Annotated in this window: 19 protein-coding genes and 1 tRNA gene; 7 read left to right on the top strand and 13 right to left on the bottom strand. The window is 42.5% G+C overall.

All coding sequences use genetic code 11. The features are described 5' to 3' along the window. Window positions 1-153 precede the first annotated feature (153 nt). A complete protein-coding gene (gyrB, locus tag CHB62_RS03515) occupies window positions 154-2,127 on the bottom strand; it encodes a DNA topoisomerase (ATP-hydrolyzing) subunit B (protein WP_009010918.1) in 1,974 nt (657 codons plus the stop codon). Window positions 2,128-2,359: 232 nt separating this feature from the next. Here gyrB and CHB62_RS03510 point away from each other — a divergent pair, with 232 nt between their 5' ends. The 4 genes from CHB62_RS03510 to hemG all read left to right on the top strand — a co-directional run bounded on the left by CHB62_RS03510 (window position 2,360) and on the right by hemG (window position 8,712). Next, window positions 2,360-4,417 carry a TonB-dependent receptor gene (locus tag CHB62_RS03510; RefSeq protein ID WP_089365730.1) on the top strand — a complete coding sequence of 686 codons (2,058 nt, stop codon included), beginning with the start codon at window positions 2,360-2,362 and terminating at the stop codon, window positions 4,415-4,417. A gap of 111 nt (window positions 4,418-4,528) precedes the next feature. Continuing rightward, window positions 4,529-5,731: an MFS transporter gene (locus tag CHB62_RS03505; protein WP_089365729.1), complete on the top strand. Its 1,203-nt coding sequence runs from the start codon at window positions 4,529-4,531 to the stop codon at window positions 5,729-5,731. A 184-nt stretch (window positions 5,732-5,915) separates the two neighbouring features. After that, window positions 5,916-7,280, top strand: coding sequence for an oxygen-independent coproporphyrinogen III oxidase (gene hemN, locus CHB62_RS03500; protein ID WP_089365728.1), 1,365 nt, complete (start codon window positions 5,916-5,918; stop codon window positions 7,278-7,280). A 67-nt stretch (window positions 7,281-7,347) separates the two neighbouring features. After that, entirely contained in the window at window positions 7,348-8,712 is a 1,365-nt protein-coding gene (gene hemG, locus CHB62_RS03495; protein ID WP_089365727.1) for a protoporphyrinogen oxidase, read from the top strand. A gap of 246 nt (window positions 8,713-8,958) precedes the next feature. On the opposite strand, the gene rpsT is transcribed toward hemG, so the two are convergent. Then, window positions 8,959-9,213, bottom strand: a complete 255-nt coding sequence (gene rpsT, locus CHB62_RS03490) for a 30S ribosomal protein S20 (protein ID WP_004358670.1) — start codon at window positions 9,211-9,213, stop codon at window positions 8,959-8,961. Between the two features lie 210 nt (window positions 9,214-9,423). On the opposite strand from rpsT, the gene recO reads away from it, so the two are divergent. Next, a complete protein-coding gene (gene recO, locus CHB62_RS03485) occupies window positions 9,424-10,149 on the top strand; it encodes a DNA repair protein RecO (protein WP_089365726.1) in 726 nt (241 codons plus the stop codon). 768 nt (window positions 10,150-10,917) lie between these two features. Here the strand turns inward: recO and rnhB are convergent. Next, window positions 10,918-11,520, bottom strand: coding sequence for a ribonuclease HII (gene rnhB / locus CHB62_RS03475; RefSeq protein ID WP_009010924.1), 603 nt, complete (start codon window positions 11,518-11,520; stop codon window positions 10,918-10,920). A 168-nt stretch (window positions 11,521-11,688) separates the two neighbouring features. On the opposite strand from rnhB, the gene CHB62_RS03470 reads away from it, so the two are divergent. Next, complete coding sequence (locus tag CHB62_RS03470; RefSeq protein ID WP_009010925.1) at window positions 11,689-11,982, top strand: hypothetical protein; 294 nt, start codon at window positions 11,689-11,691, stop codon at window positions 11,980-11,982. A 95-nt stretch (window positions 11,983-12,077) separates the two neighbouring features. Here the strand turns inward: CHB62_RS03470 and CHB62_RS03465 are convergent, their stop codons facing one another. From CHB62_RS03465 to CHB62_RS03420, 10 genes are all read right to left on the bottom strand, one after another. Then, the gene (locus CHB62_RS03465) at window positions 12,078-13,295 is read right to left on the bottom strand and encodes a cysteine desulfurase (RefSeq protein ID WP_009010926.1); all 1,218 of its coding nucleotides are present in this window, start codon (window positions 13,293-13,295) and stop codon (window positions 12,078-12,080) included. Between the two features lie 102 nt (window positions 13,296-13,397). Next, window positions 13,398-14,741: a Fe-S cluster assembly protein SufD gene (sufD, locus tag CHB62_RS03460; RefSeq protein ID WP_008823624.1), complete on the bottom strand. Its 1,344-nt coding sequence runs from the start codon at window positions 14,739-14,741 to the stop codon at window positions 13,398-13,400. Between the two features lie 252 nt (window positions 14,742-14,993). Then, entirely contained in the window at window positions 14,994-15,749 is a 756-nt protein-coding gene (gene sufC, locus CHB62_RS03455; RefSeq protein ID WP_008823623.1) for a Fe-S cluster assembly ATPase SufC, read from the bottom strand. 12 nt (window positions 15,750-15,761) lie between these two features. Then, window positions 15,762-16,166 (bottom strand): hypothetical protein, encoded by a 405-nt coding sequence (locus tag CHB62_RS03450; protein ID WP_089365725.1) that lies wholly within the window; start codon window positions 16,164-16,166, stop codon window positions 15,762-15,764. A gap of 14 nt (window positions 16,167-16,180) precedes the next feature. Continuing rightward, complete coding sequence (sufB, locus tag CHB62_RS03445; protein WP_008823621.1) at window positions 16,181-17,626, bottom strand: Fe-S cluster assembly protein SufB; 1,446 nt, start codon at window positions 17,624-17,626, stop codon at window positions 16,181-16,183. A 356-nt stretch (window positions 17,627-17,982) separates the two neighbouring features. Then, on the bottom strand, window positions 17,983-20,844 hold the full coding sequence (gene infB / locus CHB62_RS03440) for a translation initiation factor IF-2 (protein ID WP_089365724.1): 2,862 nt from the start codon (window positions 20,842-20,844) through the stop codon (window positions 17,983-17,985). A 135-nt stretch (window positions 20,845-20,979) separates the two neighbouring features. Continuing rightward, window positions 20,980-22,245, bottom strand: coding sequence for a transcription termination factor NusA (gene nusA / locus CHB62_RS03435; RefSeq protein ID WP_089365723.1), 1,266 nt, complete (start codon window positions 22,243-22,245; stop codon window positions 20,980-20,982). Between the two features lie 4 nt (window positions 22,246-22,249). Next, window positions 22,250-22,717 carry a ribosome assembly cofactor RimP gene (gene rimP / locus CHB62_RS03430; RefSeq protein ID WP_009010932.1) on the bottom strand — a complete coding sequence of 156 codons (468 nt, stop codon included), beginning with the start codon at window positions 22,715-22,717 and terminating at the stop codon, window positions 22,250-22,252. 392 nt (window positions 22,718-23,109) lie between these two features. After that, on the bottom strand, window positions 23,110-24,339 hold the full coding sequence (locus CHB62_RS03425; protein WP_089365783.1) for an alpha/beta hydrolase family protein: 1,230 nt from the start codon (window positions 24,337-24,339) through the stop codon (window positions 23,110-23,112). A gap of 336 nt (window positions 24,340-24,675) precedes the next feature. Further along, the gene (locus CHB62_RS03420; protein WP_089365722.1) at window positions 24,676-26,424 is read right to left on the bottom strand and encodes a S41 family peptidase; all 1,749 of its coding nucleotides are present in this window, start codon (window positions 26,422-26,424) and stop codon (window positions 24,676-24,678) included. Window positions 26,425-26,618: 194 nt separating this feature from the next. Between CHB62_RS03420 and CHB62_RS03415 the strand changes: the two genes are divergently transcribed. After that, window positions 26,619-26,692, top strand: a tRNA-Asn gene (locus CHB62_RS03415). Window positions 26,693-26,889 lie beyond the last annotated feature (197 nt).

The raw sequence follows: 26,889 nt of genomic DNA, 5'->3' as shown, positions 1-26,889 counted from the left end.
TTGTATAGATCTTTCTGATTTCATAACGCCAACCCTATCACTCAAGAAGACGGATGGGTAAAAGAAAAAGACTCCCTTTCTCATTCCGTGAGAAAGGGAGTCTTCATTATATTCTTAGCCTTAAAAGGCTGCTTTTAGTATATTGCAATAGGCTTATGCATCAATGTTAGCGTAGGTCGCATTCTTCTCGATAAACTCACGACGAGGCTCAACATCATCGCCCATTAGCATAGAGAAGATCTCATCAGCATCAGCAGCATTCTCGATAGTAACCTGCTTCAAGAGTCGTGTCTTTGGGTCCATAGTTGTCTCCCAAAGCTGTTCTGGGTTCATCTCACCAAGACCTTTGTAACGTTGTGTGTGTATAGCCTTGTCTTCTTCATCGCCATTTGCATACTTATCAATGAAGGCCTGGCGCTGTTGCTCAGTGTAGCAATACTCACTAACCTTCTTGTAAGTACACTTATAGAGCGGAGGCGTAGCAATGTAGAGGTGTCCGTGCTCGATAACCTTCGGCATATAACGATAGAAAAGAGTCATAATCAGTGTGTCGATGTGGGAACCATCGACGTCGGCATCGGTCATTATGATAATCTTATCATAGCGGAGTTTATCAGTGTTAGCCTCAAAGTCGCCTTCACCCTCTACTCCAAAGCGGACGCCGATAGACTGAATAATATTCATAACAGACTCAGCCTCGAATACACGATGACGCTGAACCTTCTCTACATTCAGAATTTTACCACGGAGAGGAAGGATAGCCTGTGTATAACGGTCTCGTCCCTGCTTAGCAGAACCACCGGCAGAATCACCCTCGACGAGGAAGATCTCACAGTCCTTAGGGTCCTTGTTAGAACAGTCAGCGAGCTTACCAGGCAAACCTCCACCGCTCATCACGTTCTTACGCTGTACGCTTTCACGTGCCTTACGGGCTGCCACACGAGCTGTAGCAGCAAGGATAACCTTGTTACAAATCATCTTTGCCTCGTTAGGATGTTCCTCAAGATAATCAGTCAGCGCCTCACCAACAGCCTGCTGTACGGCTCCTGCGACCTCACTGTTACCCAGTTTCGTCTTTGTCTGACCCTCAAACTGTGGTTCAGCAACCTTGATAGAGATGACAGCTGTCAATCCCTCGCGGAAGTCTTCACCTGCTATTTCAATCTTAGCCTTCTCTAACTGCTTTGAAATCTGTGGGTCGTTGTCCGCGTATGCCTTCAGTGTACGAGTCAATGCAGCACGGAAACCCTGCAAGTGAGTACCTCCCTCGATAGTATTGATATTGTTAACGTATGAGTGGATGTTCTCTGTATAATCAGTGTTGTACATCACAGCCACCTCGATAGGAATGTTTTGCTTCTCGGTCTTGAGATAGATAACATCATCGAAGAGATGCTGACGATGGCGGTCAACATAACGAACAAACTCCTTCAAACCGTCCTTAGCATGGAAGACTTCTGTACGTGTCTTACCTGTCTCTGGGTCTGGACGAAGGTCGGTAAGTGTAATCTTAATACCAGCATTGAGATAAGCCAACTCACGCATACGGCGTGCTACGATTGACCATTGGTAGACTGTCGTAGAGAAGATATCTGGGTCTGGCCAGAACTGTTGTCGTGTACCCGTCTTATCGGTCTCACCAACAACCTTCACTGGGTAGAGAGGCTTTCCTTTCTCGTACTCCTGCTGATAGATCTTACCATTACGAAAGACCTGAGACATCATGTGTGTAGAGAGAGCATTTACACAACTCACACCCACACCATGCAAACCACCGCTGACTTTGTATGACCCCTTGTCAAACTTACCACCAGCGTGGAGGACGGTCATCACGACCTCAAGGGCGCTCTTATGCAGCTTTTCGTGCATATCAACAGGGATACCACGACCGTCATCTTCAACGGTAATGGAGTTATCCTCGTTTATCGTAACTTCAATATTATGACAGTAGCCCGCCATGGCCTCGTCAATAGAGTTATCAACGGTCTCGTTTATCAAGTGATGGAGTCCCTTTTCACTGATGTCACCAATGTACATAGCAGGACGCTTGCGCACTGCTTCCAAGCCTTCTAAGACCTGAATGTTACTGGCGGAGTAATTATTCTCGTTTTCTGGATTTGCCGTCATTGTTGTTTCTGATTGTACTTACTAGTATGCAAAGATACACTTTTTCCTTTATATTTGAAAATAAAAACCTGCAAAAAACACAAAAGAAAACATATCAAATTGCTGTTTTGTGCTGATAATTAGCTTTTATTCTTTTTAGTGGTAATATTTAATTTCCTTATAAATGAGGATTGTTCGAAAAAGTCATTATCTGTACCTTTGCAACACAAAAACATTAACAAAAACCATCTTTATGTTAAATACCTTATTACTTGCATCCCTTGCTATCAGTGGGGTAGCTGGAGTGACTCCAGACTCAGTAGTGAACAAAGATGTATCACTTAACGAAGTAGTCGTTACTGACTTCAAGCAGAACAAAAGAAACCTAACTTCTATTGCAGTTTCAACCATTAACAGTCAGCAATTACTGAACCAACAAATTGTGAATTTGAAGGAGTTAACGGCAGTTATGCCTAACTTTTACATGCCCAACTATGGTTCATATGCTAACACACCTATCTTTATTCGTGGTATCGGAGCAAAGACGAAGGGTTCTGCTGTGGGTTTCTATGTAGATGGTGTGCCTCATTTTGAGTCTTCAGCATTTAATATTGACCTCAGTGATATTGCTGCTGTAGATGTGTTTCGAGGTCCACAAGGAACCTTATATGGGCGCAACACTATAGCAGGTGTTATCAATGTCTACACACATAACCCTCTTGATTATCAGAAGACACGTATAAAAGTAGGCTATGGAAGGTATAACGACGTTGTAGCACAGGCTTCTAACTACTCTAAGCTGACTGATAAACTTGGTTTGTCAAGTGCTATTTCTTATCATCATAACGATGGTATGTTCACCAATCAGTTCCTGAATGTTAAGGCGGATAAGGTGAATGAGGTTGAAGGACGACTCGGACTTTACTGGCGACCAACCACAAATTGGCTTATTCATCTCAATAGTACGCTTACTCATAGTAAGCAGAATGGTTATCCATATGCGCCATACGACCTTACGAAAGATGCACTATCACCTATTAGTTATAACCGCAATAGCACTTACAAACGTTTGATTTCAACAACAGGTCTTAATGCTCGATATGAGAATAGTCGTATTAGTTTCAATAGTCAGACGTCTTATCAATTCATCAAATCACATCAAGGGATAGACCAAGATTTCACACCAAAGGACCTCTTCTATGCTGATAATAGTTATCATCAGAATATGCTTTCACAAGAGCTAACCTTGAAATCGAATGATAAAGGTCGTTATCAGTGGATTATTGGTATGTTTGGTATGCTACTCCATTCTAACCCCTTTATAGAAACAAGCTATTATACAAAGGATTTCTCTACTCCAACTTCCTATAAGAACCCTACAGCGGGTTATGCTATCTATCATCAGAGTTCTTATAATATATGGAGGGGGTTATCGGCAACTGTTGGTTTACGCTTTGATTATGAGCATGCGAAAATAGACTACAATCAAGATAAGGTAACGTTAACAACAGGTGCTAATGCACATGTAAAGGACTTTATTAGTATTGCTAACTTCCGTCAGTTCACTCCTAAGTTTACGCTTCAATATCTTACAAACAGGGACAATCTCTACTATGCGAGTGTCACTCGTGGTTATAAGCCTGGTGGATTTAATACAATCTTCAAGACTGATGCAGAGCGTGCATACGACCCAGAATACAGCTGGAATTACGAGGTAGGGGCGCGACTAAAGTTCTTGAATGGACGATTGACAGCTGAAGCAGATCTTTTCTACATTGATTGGCGACACATGCAGACTACCTATACGGTCCCTGCTGTGGGTAATCTAATTGCGAATGCAGGACATACGGATAGTAAGGGATTCGAACTTTCACTTGCTTATCATCCAATAAAGAGCTTACAGTTTAGTATGAACTATGGTTACACCCACGCTCGTTACTTGGAATATAAGAAGAGTGCTGCAGAGGATTTCTCGGGTAATAGACTTCCAATGGTGCCTAACCACACACTCTCAATAGATGGGACTTACACCATTTTGCAGGCAGGTTGGTTTGATAAGATTGTCGTTAATGCAGGCTTTACAGGGCTCGGTCGTATCTATTGGGCTGATGACAATGTCGTTCGCCAGAACTTCTATGGGACGCTTAATGCAAAGGTTAGTATCACAAAAGGTATATTCACATGGGATTTTTGGGGTAAGAATTTGACAGGAACTGACTATATAGCGTACAGTTTCAAGATGTCAACTGGTAACTATGCACAGAAGGGTAAGCCTCTTACCTTTGGTACTTCCCTCAGCGTGACATTCTAAGGACGGGATGAAGGATTGGAGGAAAAGGATGCTACAGCTATTTCAGCTCACTTCTCCTAAAGTCCTTTCTCATGATATGTAACACGTTGCTCTATTTATATAATTCACTACATGTTCAACAGCATTTCATCAAAGAAACTAAGTTTTGGTACGTTCTTCTGTCTATATATCGCACAGATGGTACCGTCATCCTTTCTTATGACAGCCTTACAGGTTATCATGAGGGAAGGTCAATATAGTCTTGCAACCATTGGTTTGCTAAACCTTGTCCGAGTTCCATGGACGATCAAGTTCCTATGGTCACCTTTTGTTGACCGCCACTGCGTAACAGTGCGTGACTACAAACGTACGATTATCGCTACAGAGTTGATATATGCCGTTGCACTCTTAGCCACAGGGCTGATTAATGTACGTTCAGAAATCATGCTTGTGGTTATTTTGGCGTCTATCTCTATGCTTGCTTCGGCTACACAAGACATTGCTACAGACGCGCTTGCCATCCTTTCTTTTAAGAAGCACGACCATAGTATGCTCAATAGTATGCAGTCTATGGGAGCCTTCGGAGGTGCTGTCATTGGTGGAGGAGTCTTACTTATCTTACTGAAAAGCTATGGTTGGAATGTAGTAGTACCCTGTTTAGCCTTGTTTGTTTGTATGATGATTATTCCTTTAATGTTTAATCCTTATATCAAGATAGAGAATGAGAAACCGAGAGAACGTGCCAAGTGGACTGACATCTTTAGCTTCTTTGGACGTAAGGAGATATGGCCACAGATAGGTTTCTTGCTGCTGTATTATATGGGAATCATCGGTATTCTTTCCATGATGCGTCCTTACCTCGTTGATAAGGGGTACGATATGAAGGAGATAGGATTCCTTACGGGTATCGTCGGAACTGCTGCTTCCTTCGTTATGGCGTGGTTTTCTGGAGTTCTCATACGGCGAATTGGAATTTATAAGGCTCGTATTATTATTGCAGGACTTATTATACTGGCACCTATCTACTTCCTTGCAATGACTTTTGCCGTCTTTAACAAGACTGCATTTGTCATCGGAATCATATATATCCAAGCTTGTTACGGATTGGCAACTGTGGTTCTTTACACTACAGCCATGCGATGCGTACGTCCTGGTAGAGAAGGGACTGACTTTACCATACAAATTGTTATTAGTCATGTAAGCGGTCTGCTCGTTGCGGTATTAGCGGGAACGGTGGCGCATATCTTCGACTATCGTGGTCTTTATATAGCTGAGACAGTGGTGGCTATCGTCAGCCTCATCTATGTTTTATCAGCCTTTAAAAAGGAAGAATAAGCCATGGTTTCTTTACTGAAGAACATAGCTTTAAACCAAACTGCTCACATATTGTAGCCTAATGATCTATTCGAGTAAAAGCATAGTAGAGTAAGGTTTGGAAGTGTATAGTGCTTTCCTTATAAATGAGGATTGTTTATGTTAGGAGGTATTCGTACCTTTGTCATATAATTTATTTCGACGAATGAAGCAAGAACTGATTGATAAATACAATGTATCTGTACCTCGTTATACGAGTTATCCACCAGCTAACTTCTTCCGACCTTTTACTGGGGAAGAGTTTTTGAAGGAGGTTGATTATAGCAATGAGGTGCGTGAGAAGAAGCTTTCCTTTTATTTTCATATGCCTTTCTGTCGGCGTCTGTGTCATTATTGTGGCTGCAACTCTTACCCTATGGCAAAGGAAGAGCGTATTGAAGCTTATGTGCAAGCGTTGCATAAGGAGATAGATCTCGTAGCAAAGCATATAGATAAAAGTAGACGTATATCGCAGATTCATTATGGCGGTGGTAGTCCAACTGCTATGCCTGTAAGTGTTCTTAAAGAGCTGAATGAGCATCTGCTGTCACTCTTTTCTACGATAGAACAGCCTGAGATAGCCATAGAATGTCATCCAGGTTATCTAACAGCAAAGGACTGGCAAGGACTGTTGGATGCACGATTTAATCGTTTTAGTTTAGGTGTACAGGACTTCAATGAAGAGGTGTTGAGGCTTGTTAATCGTACGCCTTCTGAATTGCCAACAGAGGAAATAGTGGCAATTCTCCGTAATGCGGGTGTTAATATTAATATGGATTTCCTCTTTGGCTTACCACTTCAGACATCGGATAGCTTTAAGAAGACGATAGAGCGTGCTGTAGCAATGCGCCCCGACCGTGTTACAACATTTAGTTATGGACACTGCCCATGGATATTTAAACGTCAGATGATACTTGAAAAGGCTGGTCTTCCTGATACGGAGGAGAAGGCTTTGATGTTCCAAAAGGCTAAAGATGTGCTGCATGAGGCGGGTTATCTTAGTGTTGGTTTGGACCATTTTGTACTTCCTGATGATGAACTATCTGAGGCTTTGCAATCTCATAGACTACATCGAAACTTCCAAGGTTATTGTACACGTCGTACAACAGGACAGGTGTATGCTTTCGGTGTGACGGGTATCAGCCAATTAGAGACTGCCTATGCACAGAATACAAAGTCGATAGACGAATATATTTCAGAAGTCTCTGCAGATACATTGCCTATCCGGAAAGGCTACCAATTAACGCCACAAGAGCGTATAGTACGTGAGGTTATTGAACGTTTGATGTGTAACTATCATATTGATTGGACACATATTGCGGAGGATCTTGCTGTGTCGGTAGCTGACGTGAAAGGGGCTATCAATTATGATGTTGAGCGTCTGCAAGAGATGGAAAGAGATGGTATTCTTTGTTTGACAGAGAATACCTTGGAGATGACAGGGGAGGGAAATCCCTTTGTTCGTACTGTGGCTGCCGCACTTGATCCGATGATGGTGGCTACGGATAAGAAGTTTTCAAAGCCAATATAAAAGTTTTACGCTTCCTTTACGTTGGGGAGAGATACTTTGGGAGAGGAATCTATATAGCATTAATATTATGGAAGAAAGAAAGATAGTTGTCGTTGGTGCAGGTCTTACTGGTCTTACTTGTGCTGCTTATCTGCGTCGTAAAGGTCAAGATGTTGTGGTCTTGGAGGCTACTGACCGTATTGGTGGACTTATGCAGACGGAAGAGGTTGACGGCTTTGTGATGGAACAAGGCCCGAGTACGGGTACTATTAAATATCCTGAAGTGGCTGAACTCTTCGATATGTTAGGTGATGAATGTACGCTGGAGGTGGCACAGAGTTCTGCTAAGTGCCGTTTGATATGGAAAGATGGACGCTTCCATGCCTTACCTTCTGGACTTTGGTCTGCTATAACGACTCCTCTCTTTACGCTGAAAGATAAGTTCCATATTCTTGGTGAGCCATGGCGTAAGAAGGGAACAGAGCCTAATGAGAGTGTGGGAAGCCTCGCAGAACGACGCTTGGGACGGTCTTTTGTGGATTATGCAGTCGACCCTTTCCTCTCTGGCGTGTATGCTGGTAATCCTTATCAATTACCAACTCGCCTTGCTTTGCCTAAACTCTACGACTTAGAACAGCGTTATGGGAGTTTTATCAAAGGGGCTATAGCACTTGCAAAACAACCGAAAACGGACAGGGAAAAGCGTGCAACAAAGGCTGTCTTCTCTACTCGTGGAGGTTTCCGTAGCCTTGTTTCTGCGTTAGGAAAAGTGATAGGTGATGAGAGGATCCTAACGAATTGCAAAGAGCTAAGTATAGAGCCGTTAGGAGATAAGTGGAAACTGTCTTGGGGTAACAATACTATAATAGCTGAGCAGGTTGTTACAACTTGTCCTGCTTATGCCTTACCAAAGTTGTTGAGTTTCTTACCTAAGGATCAACTTGACGATTTAAGCAATCTTTATTATGCTCCTGTGATTGAGGTTGGAGTAGGAATGAAGAATACAGGGGATGTACATTGGAATGCCTTTGGCGGGTTAGTACCGTCTAAAGAAAAACAGAATGTGTTGGGAATTCTTATGCCTTCCGCTTGTTTTCAGGGGCGTTCGCCTAAGGATGGAGCTAATTATGCGTTCTTCATTGGTGGTGCTTGTCATCCAGAATATCTCAATAAGACGGATGAAGATTTGACAGAATTGGTTAATACGTCCCTTCATACGATGTTGGGATACCCCAAAGGTACCCGAGCCGACGTTATTCGTATTTATAGGCACAGTCATGCTATTCCACAATATATGCCCGAAACGGATGCACGCCTTCGTACTATTGATGCCGTAGAACGTGCTTATCCAAGTTTACATATTATTGGTAATCTGAAAGATGGTATCGGTATGGGCGATAGAATCAAGCAAGCTGTGGATATGGCAGAGAAGATTAATTTAGCTTTATCGTAAATACAGCTGTCTATACGTGGTTTTCTTTATTTTAATTTGCTGTCACTTTTAACATTTCATTTATACCTCTGTAAGCTAATAAGTTAGGTGCTTACAGTGGATGACAGTAGTGACAGTAAATTGAAATGCCCCCATTTGCCCAAGCACTTTCTATAAGTCTAACAAGTGTATAATATGCAAAAAGCCATAATCCCAATAGGATTACGGCTCTTATTGTTCTTTTCAGCTATGACTGAAAGTATTTTTTTATCCCAATGCAGCTACGTGCTTGCAGAGAGCAGACTTCAAATTAGCTGCCTTGTTCTGGTGGATAACGTTAGTCTTTGCCAACTTGTCCAACATCTTCTGTACAACAGGGTAGAGCTTAACAGCCTCTTCCTTATCCGTCATGCTACGCAACTTGCGAACAGCGTTACGCATAGTCTTTGCATAATATCTGTTGTGCAAGGTCTTAACCTTGTCCTGACGGATTCTCTTCAATGATGATTTGTGATTTGCCATCTTTGTTTTCTTCTTTTATTTTACTTGTAGTCCCTAGCAGAGTCGAACTGCTCTTTAGAGAATGAAAATCTCTCGTCCTAACCGATAGACGAAGGGACCATAGCTGATTTTGCGGGTGCAAAGGTAGCCCATTTATTTTAATCAGCCAAACTTTTCGCTAATTAATTTTCATAAGAGGCTGTATTTTTGTAATTTTGCATTGTTTTTTATATGATTTTGAAGTCGAAAGCTATCGTTTTGCATTCTCTTAAGTTTGGTGATTCATCGTTAATAATCGACATATTTACCGAATTAGAGGGTCGTATTTCTTTTATAACACGCATACCCAAGACGGCAAAGGGAAAGATTAAGAAGCAGTATTTTCAACCACTGACCTTACTCGACCTTGAATTTGATTACCGTCCACGAACATCCCTACAGCGTATAAAGGAAGTACGTATCCTTCGACCTTATGGCTCTATACCTTTCGATCCTGTGAAGTCGGCTATCCTCCTCTTCCTATCAGAATTCCTTTATTATGTTACACGTGGGGAGCAGCAAAACATTCATCTATATAAGTATGTGTGTGCAAGTATGGAATGGTTGGATGAAGCAGAACATGACTATGCAAATTTCCACCTTGTCTTCATGATGCGCCTCAGCCGTTTTATAGGTTTCTTTCCCAACCTTGATGCATACCAAGAAGGAGCATGTTTCGATCTTCGCAATGCCACCTTTACAGAGCATGCACCCCTCCATTCTGATTATCTACTTCCTGTAGATGCTGCAGAAATTAACCAACTGATTCGTATGGACTATGAGAATATGCACCTATTCCGTCTTTCTCGTCATAATCGAAACCGAATCTCTGACATTGTATTGCATTACTATCGACTCCATGTACCTGATATGCCTGAATTAAAGAGCTTTCACGTTCTGCGTGAACTGTTCAGTTAACGTTTCCTATGACATTTTCCATAGCTTTATAAACATTCCTATAGGTTAGGTGTTGAACCAATCGCACGAATGGTACTGATAAAATCCACCATTAAGAAATTAGGTTCCTATTAACGCAAAATGTTGGTTCTTCCGTTAAATGCGTAGGTTGGAAATAGGATAAAGGCTTATGCACTTGCAAAGTATGACTGTCCAAAATCAGATGGTCTTACATCGGAAGATAAACTACAAGATAAGATGCAGAAAAGGTAAATTGATGCTGTGTCTGTTCATTAGCATGTCATTCTGCCTTTACTACCATAACATCGTTGCATGTAAATATTTTTACCCAGTTCAAAACTGACACATGCTCTTCTTGCTTCTAAAAGATGCTTGATTAGCTTGCAATAGATGCTCTTTTAGCGTGTTACTAACGCCCTTTTGAAGTCTAATTAAGCACCTTTTAAGAATGACTTGATAACCATTTGATTGGCTGCTGGTTATAAACTTGCTTTTTTGCAATTGCTTTTTATATTTGCAGATGATTTGTTTGAAATTATGTAATGACTTTTCAAACTCTTGTCTGTATTTTGAACGTATTAAAATGAAAAGGTTGTTTTGCATCGGAGGGTGATGATAGAATGGACAGTTGGCTGTCTTGCCCATGTTTTTGTTTGATGAATCACTTTGGGTCTTACGTTAAAGTTGTACGAAAAGCATCCACGCATTTAACGGAAGAGCCAAAATGGTTAACCTTCAAATTCCATCATACAATTCAATCGACTCTTTCTAAAAGTCAAGTGTTAGCTGACCATCGCCCAAAAGGTTGAAACTCTTGCGATGATAGGGTGTAACTCCATGTTCGCTGATAGCCTGCCGATGCTTCTTTGTAGGATAACCCATATTTGACTGCCAATCATATTGCGGATATTCCTTTGCCAGCGCCTGCATGTAATCATCACGATAAGTCTTAGCAAGGATTGATGCCGCTGCTATAGAAAGATACTTTCCATCACCTTTTACTATAGTAGTAAAGGGAAGCTCTTGATAAGGTTTGAAACGATTGCCATCAACAATGACAGCTTCTGGGCGTACTTTCAGCTGGTCTAATGCTCGATGCATTGCAAGGAAAGACGCATTCAGAATGTTTATTTTATCAATCTCTTCTGGAGTCACAACACCTACCGCCCATGCAACAGCGTCCCGTTCTATCTCTGCACGAAGTGTATAACGCTTCTTGGCTGATAGTTTCTTCGAATCATTGAGTAACTCGTTTTCGTAGTCAGGAGGTAAAATAACCGCTGCAGCGTAGACACTCCCAGCAAGACAGCCCCTACCTGCTTCGTCGCAACCAACTTCAACAAGACCTTCGTAATAATGACTTAACAACATACAATAACCCTTAAGATGTTAAAGAACCTTTCAAATTAAATTTATATAACAAATAAAAAATACGGAGTGAACATTCATTGCACAGCCTGTTTCTATTTTTGCAATCGTAAACCAAAGATGGGTTTTACACCTATTATATATATAGCAAACAATTAATAAGACATGAATATGAAAAAGGAAATGACTCTCACAGAACGTAACACTTCGTTTACTGAGCTTAGCAACTTTATTACAGATGCCACAGCATGGTTTCAGACCCCAATGGAATGGTTGAGAAAATACTACAGTGCTGTACTCGAACGAGAGGTAAGTAGCAAACAGGCTTCTTATATCACACAAGCACAATTGGCCCTTATCTTAGCAATATTGCCTATCATCCCTTCACTATTAGTACAAGTTCTCAACTTTGCTTGGTTTGGATTTGCACTTTATAAATGCAAAAAAGCGAATAAGTCAACATGATCTTTACCCACAAAGGAGGGAACTACAGAAAAGAGATAGGTGTTCATAAACGTAATTGAACGCATAAGAACACCTATATTAAACTGCTTATAGTCTTAGAACATCATGGATACACGCTTGATACCAGATACCAAGGCGTCTACTTCCTCACGGGTGTTATAAAGTCCAAAAGAGGCACGAACAGTTCCGAGAACACCCAAGCGATCCATCAAGGGCTGGGCACAATGATGACCAGTCCGGACTGCAATGCCAAGTTGATCGAGGAGTGTACCGAGGTCCATGTGGTGGATATTGCCTACATTGAAGCTGATAACGGCATCGCCACTATCACCAGCATGCCCGTAGATGTGCATTCCTTCTATCTCACGCAACTGCTGAAGGGCATAATGTGTGAGGTCTTGCTCATGCGCAAAGATGTTATCCATTCCCAAAGCATAGACATAATCGAGGGCTTTGGCAAGTCCGTGAGTAGCTACATAGTCGGGAGTTCCGGCTTCAAACTTCAATGGTGGACGCTCAAAGGTGGTCTTCTCAAAGCTGACATGCTCTATCATCTCACCGCCACCTTGGTAAGGTGGCATCTTATCGAGCCATTTCTCTTTACCATAAAGAACACCTACACCCGTAGGACCATAGACCTTATGCCCACTGAAAGCAAGGAAATCACAATCTAAATCCTGTACGTCAACAGCAAAATGCGGTACGCTTTGTGCACCATCAATCATAACTGGTACACCATGTTCGTGGGCTATCCGAATCATTTCCTTTACTGGATTGATGGTGCCAAGAACATTACTTACCTGCATTACACTGACGAGTTTCGTACGTTCGGAGAAGAGTTGCTCATAAGCCTGTAGGTCGAGAACTCCCTCATCGGTCATCGGGATAACCTTCAAAACAATCCCTTTGCGCTGTTCTTGCAACTGCCATGGAACGATATTAGAGTGATGTTCCATTGTAGAAACAATCACTTCGTCGCCTGCTTGCATACATCCTTCAGTGAAGCTGGAGGCAACAAGGTTCAGACTCTCCGTCGTTCCACGTGTAAAGACAATCTCCGTAGTGGAGCGAGCATTGATAAACTTCCGCACTGTTTCGCGTGCCGCCTCGTGTAAGTCAGTTGCCTGTTGCGACATCCAGTGTACTCCACGATGCACATTTGCATTCACATTAAGATACTCTTCACGCATGGCGTCCAGCACACAGAGCGGTTTCTGCGTGGTAGCACCATTGTCAAAGTAAACCAACGGCTTACCATAGACGGTGCGAGAGAGTATCGGGAAATCTTCTCTAACTTTATTAATATCGTACATCTTCTATTGGGTTAATGGGTCATATTAGGCCTATTGAGCTAATAAGGCTATTGGGTCTATTGGGCTAATAAGGCTAATTAGCCCAATAAACCTTAGACCTAATTACTTACACAAGTTGCAACCTTCGCACTTATCAAGCTCACCACGGAAGCGCTTTTCTACCAAATGGTGGAGACGGTCACGCAGTGGTTCGAGTTCCATCTTGTCGATGACTTCATTGATAAAGGCAAACTCAAGGAGGAGTTTAGCTTCTTTTCTATCGATACCACGTTGCTCCATATAGAAGAGAGCGGCATCATTGAGCTGCCCAACCGTTGAACCATGATTACACTGAACATCATCAGCATAGATCTCAAGCATTGGCTGCGTGAACATTCTGGCAGTCTTGCTGGCACAGAGGTTACGGTTATTCTCTTGTGAGAGTGTCTTCTGTGCGCCCTTACGAACGAGTACACGACCGGCGAAAGCACCCACAGCATTCTCGTCGAGTACGTATTTATAGAGTTCGTTGCTTGTGCAGTGAGGCACTTGATGGTCGATAAGTGTGTTGTTATCAACATGCTGATTCTTGTCAGCTATCACACAACCATTGCAGAAACACTCACTACCCTCACCCTTAAAGACAAGGTCGAGCATATTTCGGGTTACTCCATTGTGCAACGTGATGACGTTATGACTTGCACGTGAATTGCGTTGCTGTTCGATATAAACATTCGAAACACGCACATTCTTGGCATGTGTCTCTTCCATACAGTTCAGTTCCAGGTTCGCATTATCGCCCACAAAGGCTTCGATCACCTGTGTTGCAAGGAAGTTTCGGTCGTCAGCTGCGTGGTCACAGAAGAGGAATTGCGCCTTAGCACCTTCTTCGAGCACAATAAGTACACGCCGATTGACCATCAAGTCAACATCAGAACGGAGGATATTTATCACCTGCACTGTACGGTCAAGTTGCACATTCTTAGGCACATAGATAAAGAGTCCGTCTTGTGCTAACATAGTATTCAGTGCCGTAACAGCATCTTTCTCAGTGTCAGCCAGCTTACCATAGTACTTCTTCACCAACTCTGGACGCTCTTTAGCCACACGACTCAAACTGTCAATGACTACTCCATCGTTGAGCTTTACGTTTGGAAGTGCCTTCGTATAGAACTGATCGTTGACTATAAAGTAAAGAGATGTACTGAGATTGGGCACATCACATCTGAATGTCTCGTATGGGTCAACGGGTATTTCAAGTCTGTTGAGGTTCAAACCATAATCTGGTTCGAATAGCTTTTGCATGTCCGTGTACTTATAGCGTTCCACCTTCTTGGTAGGAAAGCCCAGCCGACGGAAATCGTCAAAAGCCTTATCGCGCACCTCATTCATCACAGGAGCAGCATGATCCTTTATGATTTGCTGCGCCTCTGTGTAGAGGTCTATATATTGTTTTTCGCTTTGCATGTTTGTTTTAAGAAGTTTGGGAGCAATGAAAGTGCAGTCTTTGTAATCCTTTTTTACCAATTATTACAACCTAAAAAGAGCTTTTATAACTCATTGAAAACCATCATATTACAGTCAATTAAAATTCTCTTATAAGACAATTTGAATTCTCTTATAGGACAATTTGAATTCTCTTATAAGACAATTTCAACTTTCTACTAACGCTTTTTCTACTCGCTCCATTATGTAAATACTTTTTCTTACACGACGTTATCAGTCGTTATCCACTTCTTCCTTTATCCAATCGTAACCGCGTTGTTCAATCTCCTTCGCCAATTCTGGACCTGCCGTCTTCACGATACGACCTTTATAAAGTACGTGAACAACGTCTGGTTTGATCATATCAAGCAGTCGCTCATAGTGCGTGATGACGATGTATGAGGTTTTATCAGTATGCATCTTGTTAACGCCATCAGCTACAATGCGCATGGCATCAACGTCAAGACCAGAGTCAGTCTCATCCAAAATACTAAGCTTTGGCTCCAACATTGCCATCTGGAAGATCTCATTACGCTTCTTCTCACCACCCGAAAAGCCTTCGTTTACACTGCGACGAGAGAGTGTGGAGTCCATCCCTACCAACTGACGTTTCTCACGCATGAGTGCCATAAACTCAGCAGCCTTCATTGGTTCTAATCCTTCATAGGCACGCTTTGCATTGATAGCAGCCTTCATGAAGTTAGTCATACTCACGCCAGGTATCTCAACAGGATATTGGAAAGAGAGGAACAAACCCTCGTGCGAGCGGTCTTCTGGCTTCATCTCCAATAGGTTTTTGCCATTAAAAATAGCCATACCATCGGTCACCTCATAGAGAGGATTACCCGTCAGTACGGCACTCAGCGTTGATTTACCCGAACCATTAGGTCCCATGATAGCATGCACCTCACCATCTTTTATCGTGAGGTTGATACCTTTTAATATTTCTTTTCCTGCGATGGTTGCATGCAGGTTTCTTACTTCTAACATATTATCTTTGCTTTAATTATCCTTCACTAAAAATGAATTAACAACATCTAACAACATATCGAACACGAAATCAGAGAAGTGATATTCACCACGAGCCATCTTTTCTACTCTCTCTTGCTCTATTTGCTCTTCAAGGAGCGAAGACGAATAAGCATCTTTACCAAAGAAAGACTTTGATTTCTTCTTGTAAGCTGGCAAGTTACTTATCATCTCCGAGCCCGTAACTGTACGATAGAGGCGAGTATCAAAGGGCTTGGGTGTATACGGCAACCCCATCACTGACCGGCATATAATCACCGTATCCAGCTTTACTTGCTCATCAATCAAATACTTCTGCCACGGCTTTATCTGCCATGATTGGGCTTGAAGCATTGTTGTAAGCAGCAAACCAAACGTGATAAGAATGACCTTTCGCATACGTTTTGACTACTTTATCCTACCGTTCCTTCCAAAGTTACAGAGAGAAGTTTCTGTGCCTCAACAGCAAATTCCATTGGAAGTTTGTTGAGGACATCCTTGGCATAACCATTGACTATCAAACCAACGGCATCCTCTGTTGGTATACCACGCTGATTGCAATAGAAGAGTTGGTCCTCACTAATCTTCGAAGTGGTTGCTTCATGCTCAACAATAGCAGTATCGTTGTGGATGTCCATATAAGGGAATGTATGTGCACCGCAATCGGAACCTAAGAGAAGAGAGTCACAACTTGAGTAGTTACGAGCGTTCTCCGCATTGGCTGTAGCACGAACTAAGCCACGATAAGAGTTCTGACTATGTCCAGCAGATATACCTTTCGAGATGATTGTACTCTTCGTATTCTTACCCATGTGAATCATCTTCGTACCCGTATCAGCCTCTTGGTAGTTGTTTGTCACAGCAACAGAATAGAACTCTGCCTGTGAGTTATCGCCTTTCAACACACAAGAAGGATACTTCCAAGTGATTGCCGAACCAGTCTCTACCTGTGTCCATGACAGCTTAGAGTTCACTCCACGTAGTTCGCCACGCTTTGTAACAAGGTTCAGGACACCACCCTTACCGTTCTCATCACCTGGATACCAGTTCTGAACAGTAGAGTATTTCACCTCTGCATTATCTAACACAACGATTTCAACTACTGCAGCATGCAACTGATTCTCATCACGCATAGGAGCAGTACAGCCCTCAAGATAGCTAACATACGAATCATCATCAGCTACAATCAATGTACGCTCGAACTGACCAGTGTTGATTGCATTGATGCGGAAGTACGAACTAAGCTCCATCGGACAGCGAACACCTTTAGGAATATATACGAAGGAACCATCACTAAAGACCGCAGAATTGAGTGCTGCAGAGTAGTTATCACGATAAGGAACAACACTTCCAAGGTATTTACGCACCAAGTCAGGGTGCTCTTTGACAGCTTCACCAATAGAACAGAAGATGATTCCCTTCTCTGCTAACTGCTTCTTAAAGGTTGTCTTCACTGATACTGAGTCCATAATGGCATCAACAGCCGTCCCACTCAGTGCTAATCGTTCTTCCAGAGGAATACCTAACTTATCGAAAGTCTTCTCTAACTCTGGGTCAATCTCCTTATTCTTAGGCTTCTTCGCCAATGGATCAGCATAATAAGAGATATCCTGCAAATGTAGTTCTGGCAAATGCAAGTGTCCCCACGTTGGTATAGGGAGCGTCTGCCAGTAACGGAAAGCCTTCAAACGAAAATCGAGGAGCCACTCTGGTTCCCCTTTCTTCTGCGAAATAAGTCGAACGACATCTTCGTTCAGACCCTTCGGAATGACCTCCGTATGTACATCAGTCGTAAAGCCGAACTCATACTTCTGCTCTGCGACTTTCTTTACAAATTCATTATTCTTGTTCTCAGACATTTGTTTTGTGATTAAAGAGAGGAGAGGCTGTTCTGTCGTTAAAGAGGTTAAAGGGTGTCAGAGAAATCAAGATCAATACTTACAATTGCCGTAGACCTCTTTATCACTAACGTTTAGCCCATCTGAAAAACACTCTTTACCTTTCTTATACCTATTGCTTGACGCATCAAAACCTATCGTTCCTCTTCATCCAACAATAAGTCTTTTTAGCTCTCGCCATCTCTATTCTCGATACTAAATATACACTCTATGACCATACAAGATGTATGCCATGAAGTTCTACGGCAACATTTGTTACCATGAAGAAAAAACCGTCTTTACTCCTTTACCGGAGAGAAGACGGTTTTTTTATGTTGTTACAATTTCTGTTCAACCTCAATCTCCGTGAAGGTTTCGATGATGTCACCCACCTGTAAATCATTATAGTTGACAAGCGAGATACCACATTCGAGACCCGTCGCAACTTCCTTCACATCATCCTTATAACGCTTCAGAGCATCAATAGGAGCTGTATGAATAACAATACCATCACGAACTACGCGACCTTTATCCTTGCTGTGAACCTTACCTTCAGTAACCATACCACCGGCAACCGTTCCAACCTTGGATATCTTGAAGACTTGTTTCACCTCAAACTGACCAGTGACAATCTCCTTCTTCACCTTGTCAAGCATACCCACCATCGTTGACTTCACATCATCGATAGCATCATAGATGACAGAGTAAGTATTGATCTCAACACCCTCACGGTCGGCCAAGCGGCGTGCATCGGCAGAAGGACGAACCTGGAAGCCGACAATGACAGCATCAGAAGCAGATGCTAACATAACGTCACTCTCAGAGATCTGACCTACCGCCTTACTGATCACGTTCACATTAACCTTCTCTGTTGACAGCTTGATGAATGAGTCAGACAATGCCTCGATAGATCCATCGGTATCACCCTTCACGATGATATTCATCTCATGGAACTCACCACGAGCGATTCGGTGAGAGATATCAGACAGAGTAAGACGTGTTTGTGTACGCAAGCCCTGCTCACGTTGCAACTGCTCACGCTTGTTAGCAATCTCACGTGCCTCCTGTTCAGTCTCCATAACATGGAAGGTATCACCAGCTGTTGGTGCACCATTCAGACCAAGGATGATTGCAGGCTCTGCTGGTCCAGCACTTTCGATACGCTGGTTACGCTCATTGAACATAGCCTTAATACGTCCCCATGAAGTACCAGCGATAACGTTATCACCAATCTTCAACGTACCATTAGACACAAGAACCGTACTTACATAACCACGACCCTTATCGAGTGATGACTCAATAATAGTACCTGTAGCCTTACGGTTAGGGTTAGCTTTAAGATCCATCATATCGGCTTCAAGAAGGACTTTGTCAAGAAGCTCATTCACTCCCAATCCCTTCTTAGCACTGATCTCTTGACACTGATACTTACCACCCCACTCTTCAACGAGCAAATTCATCTGTGACAAGTCCTCACGTATCTTATCAGGGTTAGCTCCTGGCTTATCAATCTTATTGATAGCGAATACCATTGGTACACCAGCTGCTTGTGCATGTGCAATAGCCTCCTTGGTAGTAGGCATCACAGAGTCGTCTGCCGCAATGATGATAATCACGATATCGGTAACCTGTGCACCACGAGCACGCATAGCAGTAAAGGCTTCGTGACCCGGAGTATCAAGGAAGGTAACCTTACGGCCATTCTCCAATGTTACACTATATGCGCCAATATGCTGGGTAATACCACCTGCCTCACCAGCAATCACGTTCGTGTTACGGATATGGTCGAGCAAAGAAGTCTTACCATGGTCGACATGACCCATGACAGTAACGATAGGAGCACGTGAAACGAGATCGTTCTCATCATCAACCTCCTCGCTAACAGCCTCCTGCACCTCAGCACTTACATACTCTGTCTTGAAGTCGAACTCATCCGCAACGAGATTGATAGTCTCAGCATCCAAACGTTGGTTGATAGAAACCATGATACCGACAGACATCAATGTTGAGATGACATTCGTTACAGGAACATTCATCATTGTAGCCAGTTCAGAAACAGTAACGAACTCTGTCAGCTTCAATATCTTACTTTCCTTACGCTCTGCCTTAGCCTCCGCATTCAGACGCTCTTGAACAGCATCACGCTTCTCCTTACGGTACTTAGCACCCTTCTTGTTCTGGCTCTTACTTGTCAGACGAGCAAGAGTCTCCTTTACCTGGCGTGCTACTGCCTCATCATCAACCTCTAATGGTTTCTGATTACGATTACGGTTCTTCTTACCCGCATTCTTGTTGCCACCGCCATTGTTATTACCTTTCTTACCATTCTGGTTTTGCTGTTGATTAGCGGCAGCATTGATATCTACGCGTTCCTTATTAATACGAACGCGTTTTTTCTTGCCTTGACCATTATTCTGACCAGCCTTCTCCTCACGCTCTTTACGACGTTCTTCCTTACTCTTCTTCTTAGGACGAGTACTCTGATTCAGCGTACTAAGGTCTATCTTACCTAAGACATTCACCTTAGGAGTATTCAAGATCTTCTTCTCATTCTTGGTCTGGAACAAGCCATTATCTTTCTTTTCTTCTACAGCAACAGGCTCAGCCTGAGGCTTAGAAGTAGCTGGTTCGCTCTTAACCTCTGGTTTAGTCTTCACCTCAGCCTCAACAACAGGAGCCTCCTTCTTTACAGGCTCAACCTTCTTCTCTACTGGTTTCTCAACCTTAGGAGCCACCGGTTTAACCTCTTCCTTGTTTGTTACAGACTTTTTACTTGTCTCATGCTTCTCAACCTCCTTCTTCTCTTCTGCTGGTTCCACGGCAGCTGCAGCAGGAGCAGGAGCAGGTTTATCCTCTGTAGGAGCAACAGCTTTCTTAGCAGTAGGTTTATTCAGTTGATCAAGGTCTATCTTTCCAACAGGTTTATACTGCTGACGTTCAGCCTTCAAGATCGTCTCACCTTTATGATCAGCAGCGCCTTTCTTCTCCTTAGTCTTCTTCTGTAAGAGTTTAGCTGCGTCCTTCTTTACCTCCTTATCATTGTTGAAGGCACCTACGAGAGCCTTATACTGGTCCTCGCTTAGCTTAAAGTTAAGTTCGTTCTTCACCTCGCCTAACTCTGGCTTCTTCTCCAAGAACTCCACTGCCGTTTGGAGTCCTATATTCAATTCACGAATTGCTTTGTTTAATCTGATGCTCATTAACTTTATTTTACGGTGTAGGGTGTTGGTTGTTGAAATGCCTTTTGGTAGAGAGGGGTTCCGAACATGGAGTTGCTGAATAGTCACACCCGTTAGCTTTCAGTCAACAACCATCACCCACCAACCAGTCACCTTTTACTGTTCAAACTCTGATCTCAATACGTTCAACACGCTGTCTACGGTCTCTTCCTCCAAGTCTGCCTTTTCTATCAACATCTCTCGTGGAGCATTGAGCACCTGGCGTGCTGTGTCGAGTCCGATACCCTTGATGGCATCGATAACCCACTGGTCTATCTCATCAGAGAATTCATCTAAGTAAATATCCTCCTCTGCGTTCGTTTCGTCAAGTTCACGGAACACGTCAATGGTGTATCCTGTCAGCATACTTGCCAACTTGATGTTCATACCACCACGACCAATAGCAAGACTAACCTCCTCTGGTTGCAAGTAAACCTCGGCCTTCTTATTCTCTTCGTCAACTGTCAAGCTGCTCACCTTAGCTGGTGCAAGTGCACGCTGAATGAAGAGTTTGGTATTTGCTGTCCAATTGATAACATCGAGGTTCTCGTTGCAAAGCTCTCTAACAATGCCATGAACACGGCTACCACGTACACCAACACAAGCGCCTACTGGGTCGATACGCTCATCAAAGCTCTCAACAGCAATCTTTGCACGCTCACCAGGCATACGAGCAATCTTACGAATAGCTATCAAACCATCGTTGATTTCAGGCACCTCAGCCTCAAGCAGACGCTCAAGGAACTCTGGGGCAGTACGTGAGAGGATAATCTTTGGATTATTATTCTCGTTATCAACGCGATGGATCACCGCACGAACGGTCTCACCCTTACGATACTGATCACGTGGAATCTGCTCGCCCTTAGGGAGAATCAACTCGTTATTCTCTTCGTCAACAAGCAGTACTTCACGTTTCCAAGTCTGATAAACCTCACCAGAGATAATCTGACCCACACGGTCTTTATACTTGTTATACAGAGAATCATGCTCAAGCTCAAGAATCTTAGAAGCCAATGTCTGACGAAGATTCAAGATAGCACGGCGGCCAAACTTATTGAAATCGACCTCTTCACTAACATCTTCACCAACCTCATAGTCTGCTTCTATCTTACGTGCATCCGTAAGACTAATCTCCTTATTCTCATCCTGAACCTCGCCATCAGCCACAACCACGCGATTACGATGTATCTCAAAGTCACCCTTATCAGGGTTTACAATCACGTCGAAGTTCTCGTCACTACCGAATATCTTAGCGAGTACGTTACGGAAGCTCTCCTCCAAAACGCTCACTAACGTGGTACGATCGATACTCTTGGTATCCTTAAACTCCTTGAAAGTCTCGATCATATTCGGACGTTCTTCCTCTATTTTCCTTGCTGCCATAGCTTTACTTGAAACTTATTATGTATTTTGTATATTTTACTTCATCCATCTTGTACGCATGGTCAACGTCCATCTTTACAGGACGCTTCTTGCCTTCCACTTGTACCTTCTCGTTGACAGCCACAATAAAGTCGTTGCCATCAACACTCTTCAACACGCCTTTGACTTTCTTTCCATCCTTACCAAGCACCTCTACTTCCTTTCCAATGAAGTTCTGATACTGCTGTGGGACTTTGAAAGGTTGACCTAATCCGGCAGAGCCTACCTCAAGTTCATAGTCTTCCTCATCACGGGAAAGACGGTCTTCGATATACTTGCTCAACTCTACACAGTCTTCAATCCACACACCATCGGCATGGTCAATCTCAACGACAATCTTGTCGTCAGAACTGATCTGTATATCAACCAGGAAGTACTCCTTACCTTCCAGCCACTCGTCAACGAGTCCTTTTACAACGTTTTTATCTATCATAAGCGTTTTAATATGAAAAATGAGGGACTATTAAAAAGCCCCTCATTCCTCTGAACGAGTGCAAAGTTACGAATATTTTCGGCATAGACCAAATGTTTTACAGCTTTTTTTTATCTGCTTATAAGCGATTTAGACGAAATATATCCAAGGTTTTTCTAACCCGAAGAAGCCATCGATTCCAAATTCTTTTCATGAAAAAAAATATTTCTTTTCATGAAGAAAAATATTTTTTTTCATGAAAAAAAATTCTTCTCGTCATGAAAATAATTCTAAGTCTACCTTTATTTAGATTGATAGGACGTAGGATGAAGCAGTATAAGGTTCATTAAATCAGTTATTAATAACTATATACATTCTCTTAGAAATCCATTAGGAACAACCAAGTTGATAGCTTATTGTTTGATAAAACGGACGATATCTTCTAAGACTTCTGGCGAGATTGTTTCTTCTATCATCCTATACTCTGAGACATTTCCCGTCTTACAATGTTGGAAAAGATGGTTAAGCGAGGGATACTCTTTGATGATGTTTTTCGGATTAGGCTTTAGATGGGCCTTTATCCCCGCCAGATTAAGCGACGATATCACCTGAATATCACGACTCCCATTAATAGCCATAACAGGACAAAGCGTCTTTGAGATATCCGCTGATGGGTCATAATCAATAAAGAAATTCAACCAAGGTGACCTCTTTATAATTGCATTCATACGATACTGATGCGTAGAGTAACGCATTGATTGCCCCGTAAGTTCGAGTATCTTGTTTGCTTGTGCTGTCAACGCCGTGTCTCCTTTCACGCCAACCCCAGCCATACTAATGACAAAATCAACTTTCCCTTTCGCACCCAACATGAAGGCTATAGACCCACCTTCACTATGTCCGAGTATGCCGACCTTACCAAATTGCTTCGATGTGCGCAGGAAATCAACTCCACTTGCAGCATCTCGCATAAAGTCAAGCGTCGTTGCATGTTCCACATCTCTGCCTGTCGACTTACCAAAACCTCGGTCGTCATACCGCAAAGTGGCTACACCATGTCGTGCCAGATAATCTGCTATAACAAGGAAAGGCTTATGATCGAAGATTTCTTCGTCTCTGTTCTCCTGCCCACTCCCAGTAACCATCAAGACGACAGGGGTCTTTCCTTTCTTATACCCAATAGGGTATGAGAGTGTTCCTACAAGTGTTGCGCCATCTGCTACGTTCTTAAAAGCCACTTCTTCTGTCTTGTATGGATAAGGAGCTACAGGGTTCTGTGGACGATTTAGTTTCTCTTCTCCTCGCTTCAAGACTAACGGGAAGGATTGACCTTGGGTAAAAGTACCGACTATCTCGTCCCCTTTCAATTTTCCTTGAAAGCTGAGAGCCAAACTCGCAAGGCTTATACTGATAGAATCAGAGGAGCAGTAATCTGTTTCTACCGCTATTCCCTTCGCCCCTTGATCGGGACTATCGAGCGTACATTCAGCCTTTCCTTGTGCATCACAGTTCACATGCAACACAATTGTCAAGGATTGTGGACCGAGGTTCAGCTTGCCCATCCAATCTCCTTCTATGGGTTTCTGTGCAAAAACTCCAGCCCACGAACACAATAAACAAATGCTTAAAATAATCTTTTTCATTGCTATCAAAATTAAAGAACAAAGTATTTTAAGAGAAATAAGCAACCGAAAAAACATCGTTTCTAAGTCGCTCTCTTTTATCATTCCTCACCCTCTTTGGCACTGAATAACAAGTAAATAGCGTTTACACAGGACAAAGATAACAAAAAAACTTATAAGTCAATTCCTTTGAGAAGAAATATATCATATAAACGAAAGATATTTCACATAAGAAATAGTTTACCTTCATTTTATTTAATAACACGTAAACAGATAAATAAAATGACTATATAAAAATAAGGCTTATAAGTCCCTACCGAACTTATAAGCCTTATTCTTTCTTTTATAATGTTCCCTCTATTTCGCCTTTGTTTTGTTCTTTTTATCGACGACAACACTGCTTGCGGGTTCAATCTTGACTAATGGCTGACTAACAACTGGCTGTAGAAGTTTCTTATACTCGGCTGGATGCTGCAAAATCTCCACAGCCTTTTTCCACTGCTTATCAAACTGCAGACTATTCTCTATAGAACCTTTCTGATAGTAGTAAGCTGACACAAGATCGCTTGTCAACAGCTTCTTTAGTGCCTGCTTGTTATATTCAAGGTCTTTGGCAAGGTTATGTGTGAGTTTCTTCTCCAAAGCGTCAAACTCTGGTTTAGCATCATCATAATAGCCTTCGAACCTTGCTAACTTCACAAGATTCTCTAAATACTTCTGACTCTCACGGTCGTATTTGAAGCCACTCTTCATCACTGCTTGCTTAAAGTCCTCAAAGTCGGCATCTGAAATGACGAATGTTTTTGCAGGACCGATGGTTGGATGCTTCTTAATATACTGTAATTCCCAGTTCCACATCACCTCCGTAGAATCGCGACCAGAGGAGGCAAGATAGAAAGCAATATTAGGTAAAGAGTCTGGACGTACCTCTATATCTGGCTTAATACCACCACCATCACGTACTTCACGTCCGTTTGCCGTATGGAACACATGTGTTAATGAGTCGGGAACATGCTCTGTGTACCCGCCATTAGCATGCTTGTAGTTGATTGCCTGTATGCAACGCCCACTTGGGATATAATACTTACTTGACGTGAGCTTTAAGTTTCCATTATAAGGGAGGTCCATTGACACCTGTACAAGCCCTTTACCGTAGGTGCGAGTACCAAGGACTACAGCACGGTCGAGGTCTTGTAGACTACCACTGGTAATCTCACTGGCACTCGCAGTCTCGTCATTCACCAATACAACAATCGGCATAACAGTGTCGATAGGTTCGACTGTCGTCTTATACTCTTTGTTTGCACGCTCCATCTTACCTACGGTCTTGACAAGGGTTATACCCTTCGGTACAAACATATTTACGATGTTAACCGCTTCTTGTAAACTACCACCACCGTTATTGCGAAGGTCGAAGACAAAGGAGGTCATACCCTGCTTCTTCATATCAAGGAAGGCACGACGCACATCCTTAGCACAACCCGTTGTGAAAGAGTTGAGGTTTAAGTAGCCTACTCCACCATCCTGTACACCATAATAAGGTACGGCTGGGAGCTGGATAGCACGACGAGTAATCTTAAACTTCATCTTCTTATTCGTTGATGGACGCTGAATAGTCAGGATGAAGGTTGTACCAGCATCGCCACGCAGGTGATTGCTGACGTATGTAACATCCTTTCCCACCATTGAAGAGTCGCCTATAGCAAGGATGACGTCACCCTTCTTCAATCCAACCTCCGCAGCTGGCATATTCTCGTATGGCTCATCAATCACCGTATTCTTTAACAAGAAATTATAACGAATCAATGCACCGACACCAGCATACTTACCCGAAATCATCAAGTCGAGGTCTTTAACCTTGTCTTCTGGGTAGTATATCGTGTAAGGATCAAGTGAACGGAGCATGTAATTGATACCATTACCGATTACTTCGTCGGCATTCAGCGTATCAACATACATCAAATCAAGATACTTATAAATAGCCGAAAAAGTCTCAAGGTTCTTTGCTACATTGAAATTATGCTCCTTCTCCGCAGTGCTTTGTGCCATAACAGACCCGCTGAAAGCAAGTAGCCAGAGTCCGAAAGCCAAAAACAATTTTCTCATTATATATTATTCGTTTGTTATTTAATACTGTTATAATGGGACAAAAGTACATTATTATAATGGAAAACACGCCTTCCAACGTACGAAAATAAAGAAAATTACGATTTTCTTGAAATTTTCTTCAAAAACATTTGGCAGTTTCAAAGAAACATACTACCTTTGCAACCGCTTACAAGAAACAAGCAATACAAACTGCTTCAGTAGCTCAGTTGGTTAGAGCACCTGACTGTTAATCAGGGGGTCGTTGGTTCAAGCCCATCCTGGAGCGCATCAAAAGGAATTACGAAAGTAATTCCCTTTTTTGTTTTTATACCTTTCAAGAGACTTTACTGTTAGTTCTGTAGCAAGATGTGAGAATTAGTCTAATTAGGGGTCAGTCCTAAAACCCAGTTGCAAGTCTATCCTCTTAAGCACATAATTTCATAAGTATTTATTACCTTTGCATCATGAAGAATCACCAATTAT

The sequence above is a fragment of the Prevotella jejuni genome (assembly GCF_900187995.1).
Lineage (GTDB): Bacteria > Bacteroidota > Bacteroidia > Bacteroidales > Bacteroidaceae > Prevotella > Prevotella jejuni.
The sequence above is the reverse complement of the archived record's forward strand: the minus strand, read 5'-3'. Positions and strand labels throughout refer to the sequence as shown.

Excerpts from the sequence above, each read along its gene's own strand:
- gyrB (WP_009010918.1), bottom strand. The coding sequence starts at position 2,127 with ATGACGGCAAATCCAGAAAACGAGAATAATTACTCCGCCAGTAACATT.
- CHB62_RS03510 (WP_089365730.1), top strand. The coding sequence starts at position 2,360 with ATGTTAAATACCTTATTACTTGCATCCCTTGCTATCAGTGGGGTAGCT.
- CHB62_RS03505 (WP_089365729.1), top strand. The coding sequence starts at position 4,529 with ATGTTCAACAGCATTTCATCAAAGAAACTAAGTTTTGGTACGTTCTTC.
- hemN (WP_089365728.1), top strand. The coding sequence starts at position 5,916 with ATGAAGCAAGAACTGATTGATAAATACAATGTATCTGTACCTCGTTAT.
- hemG (WP_089365727.1), top strand. The coding sequence starts at position 7,348 with ATGGAAGAAAGAAAGATAGTTGTCGTTGGTGCAGGTCTTACTGGTCTT.
- rpsT (WP_004358670.1), bottom strand. The coding sequence starts at position 9,213 with ATGGCAAATCACAAATCATCATTGAAGAGAATCCGTCAGGACAAGGTT.
- recO (WP_089365726.1), top strand. The coding sequence starts at position 9,424 with ATGATTTTGAAGTCGAAAGCTATCGTTTTGCATTCTCTTAAGTTTGGT.
- rnhB (WP_009010924.1), bottom strand. The coding sequence starts at position 11,520 with ATGTTGTTAAGTCATTATTACGAAGGTCTTGTTGAAGTTGGTTGCGAC.
- CHB62_RS03470 (WP_009010925.1), top strand. The coding sequence starts at position 11,689 with ATGAAAAAGGAAATGACTCTCACAGAACGTAACACTTCGTTTACTGAG.
- CHB62_RS03465 (WP_009010926.1), bottom strand. The coding sequence starts at position 13,295 with ATGTACGATATTAATAAAGTTAGAGAAGATTTCCCGATACTCTCTCGC.
- sufD (WP_008823624.1), bottom strand. The coding sequence starts at position 14,741 with ATGCAAAGCGAAAAACAATATATAGACCTCTACACAGAGGCGCAGCAA.
- sufC (WP_008823623.1), bottom strand. The coding sequence starts at position 15,749 with ATGTTAGAAGTAAGAAACCTGCATGCAACCATCGCAGGAAAAGAAATA.
- CHB62_RS03450 (WP_089365725.1), bottom strand. The coding sequence starts at position 16,166 with ATGCGAAAGGTCATTCTTATCACGTTTGGTTTGCTGCTTACAACAATG.
- sufB (WP_008823621.1), bottom strand. The coding sequence starts at position 17,626 with ATGTCTGAGAACAAGAATAATGAATTTGTAAAGAAAGTCGCAGAGCAG.
- infB (WP_089365724.1), bottom strand. The coding sequence starts at position 20,844 with ATGAGCATCAGATTAAACAAAGCAATTCGTGAATTGAATATAGGACTC.
- nusA (WP_089365723.1), bottom strand. The coding sequence starts at position 22,245 with ATGGCAGCAAGGAAAATAGAGGAAGAACGTCCGAATATGATCGAGACT.
- rimP (WP_009010932.1), bottom strand. The coding sequence starts at position 22,717 with ATGATAGATAAAAACGTTGTAAAAGGACTCGTTGACGAGTGGCTGGAA.
- CHB62_RS03425 (WP_089365783.1), bottom strand. The coding sequence starts at position 24,339 with ATGAAAAAGATTATTTTAAGCATTTGTTTATTGTGTTCGTGGGCTGGA.
- CHB62_RS03420 (WP_089365722.1), bottom strand. The coding sequence starts at position 26,424 with ATGAGAAAATTGTTTTTGGCTTTCGGACTCTGGCTACTTGCTTTCAGC.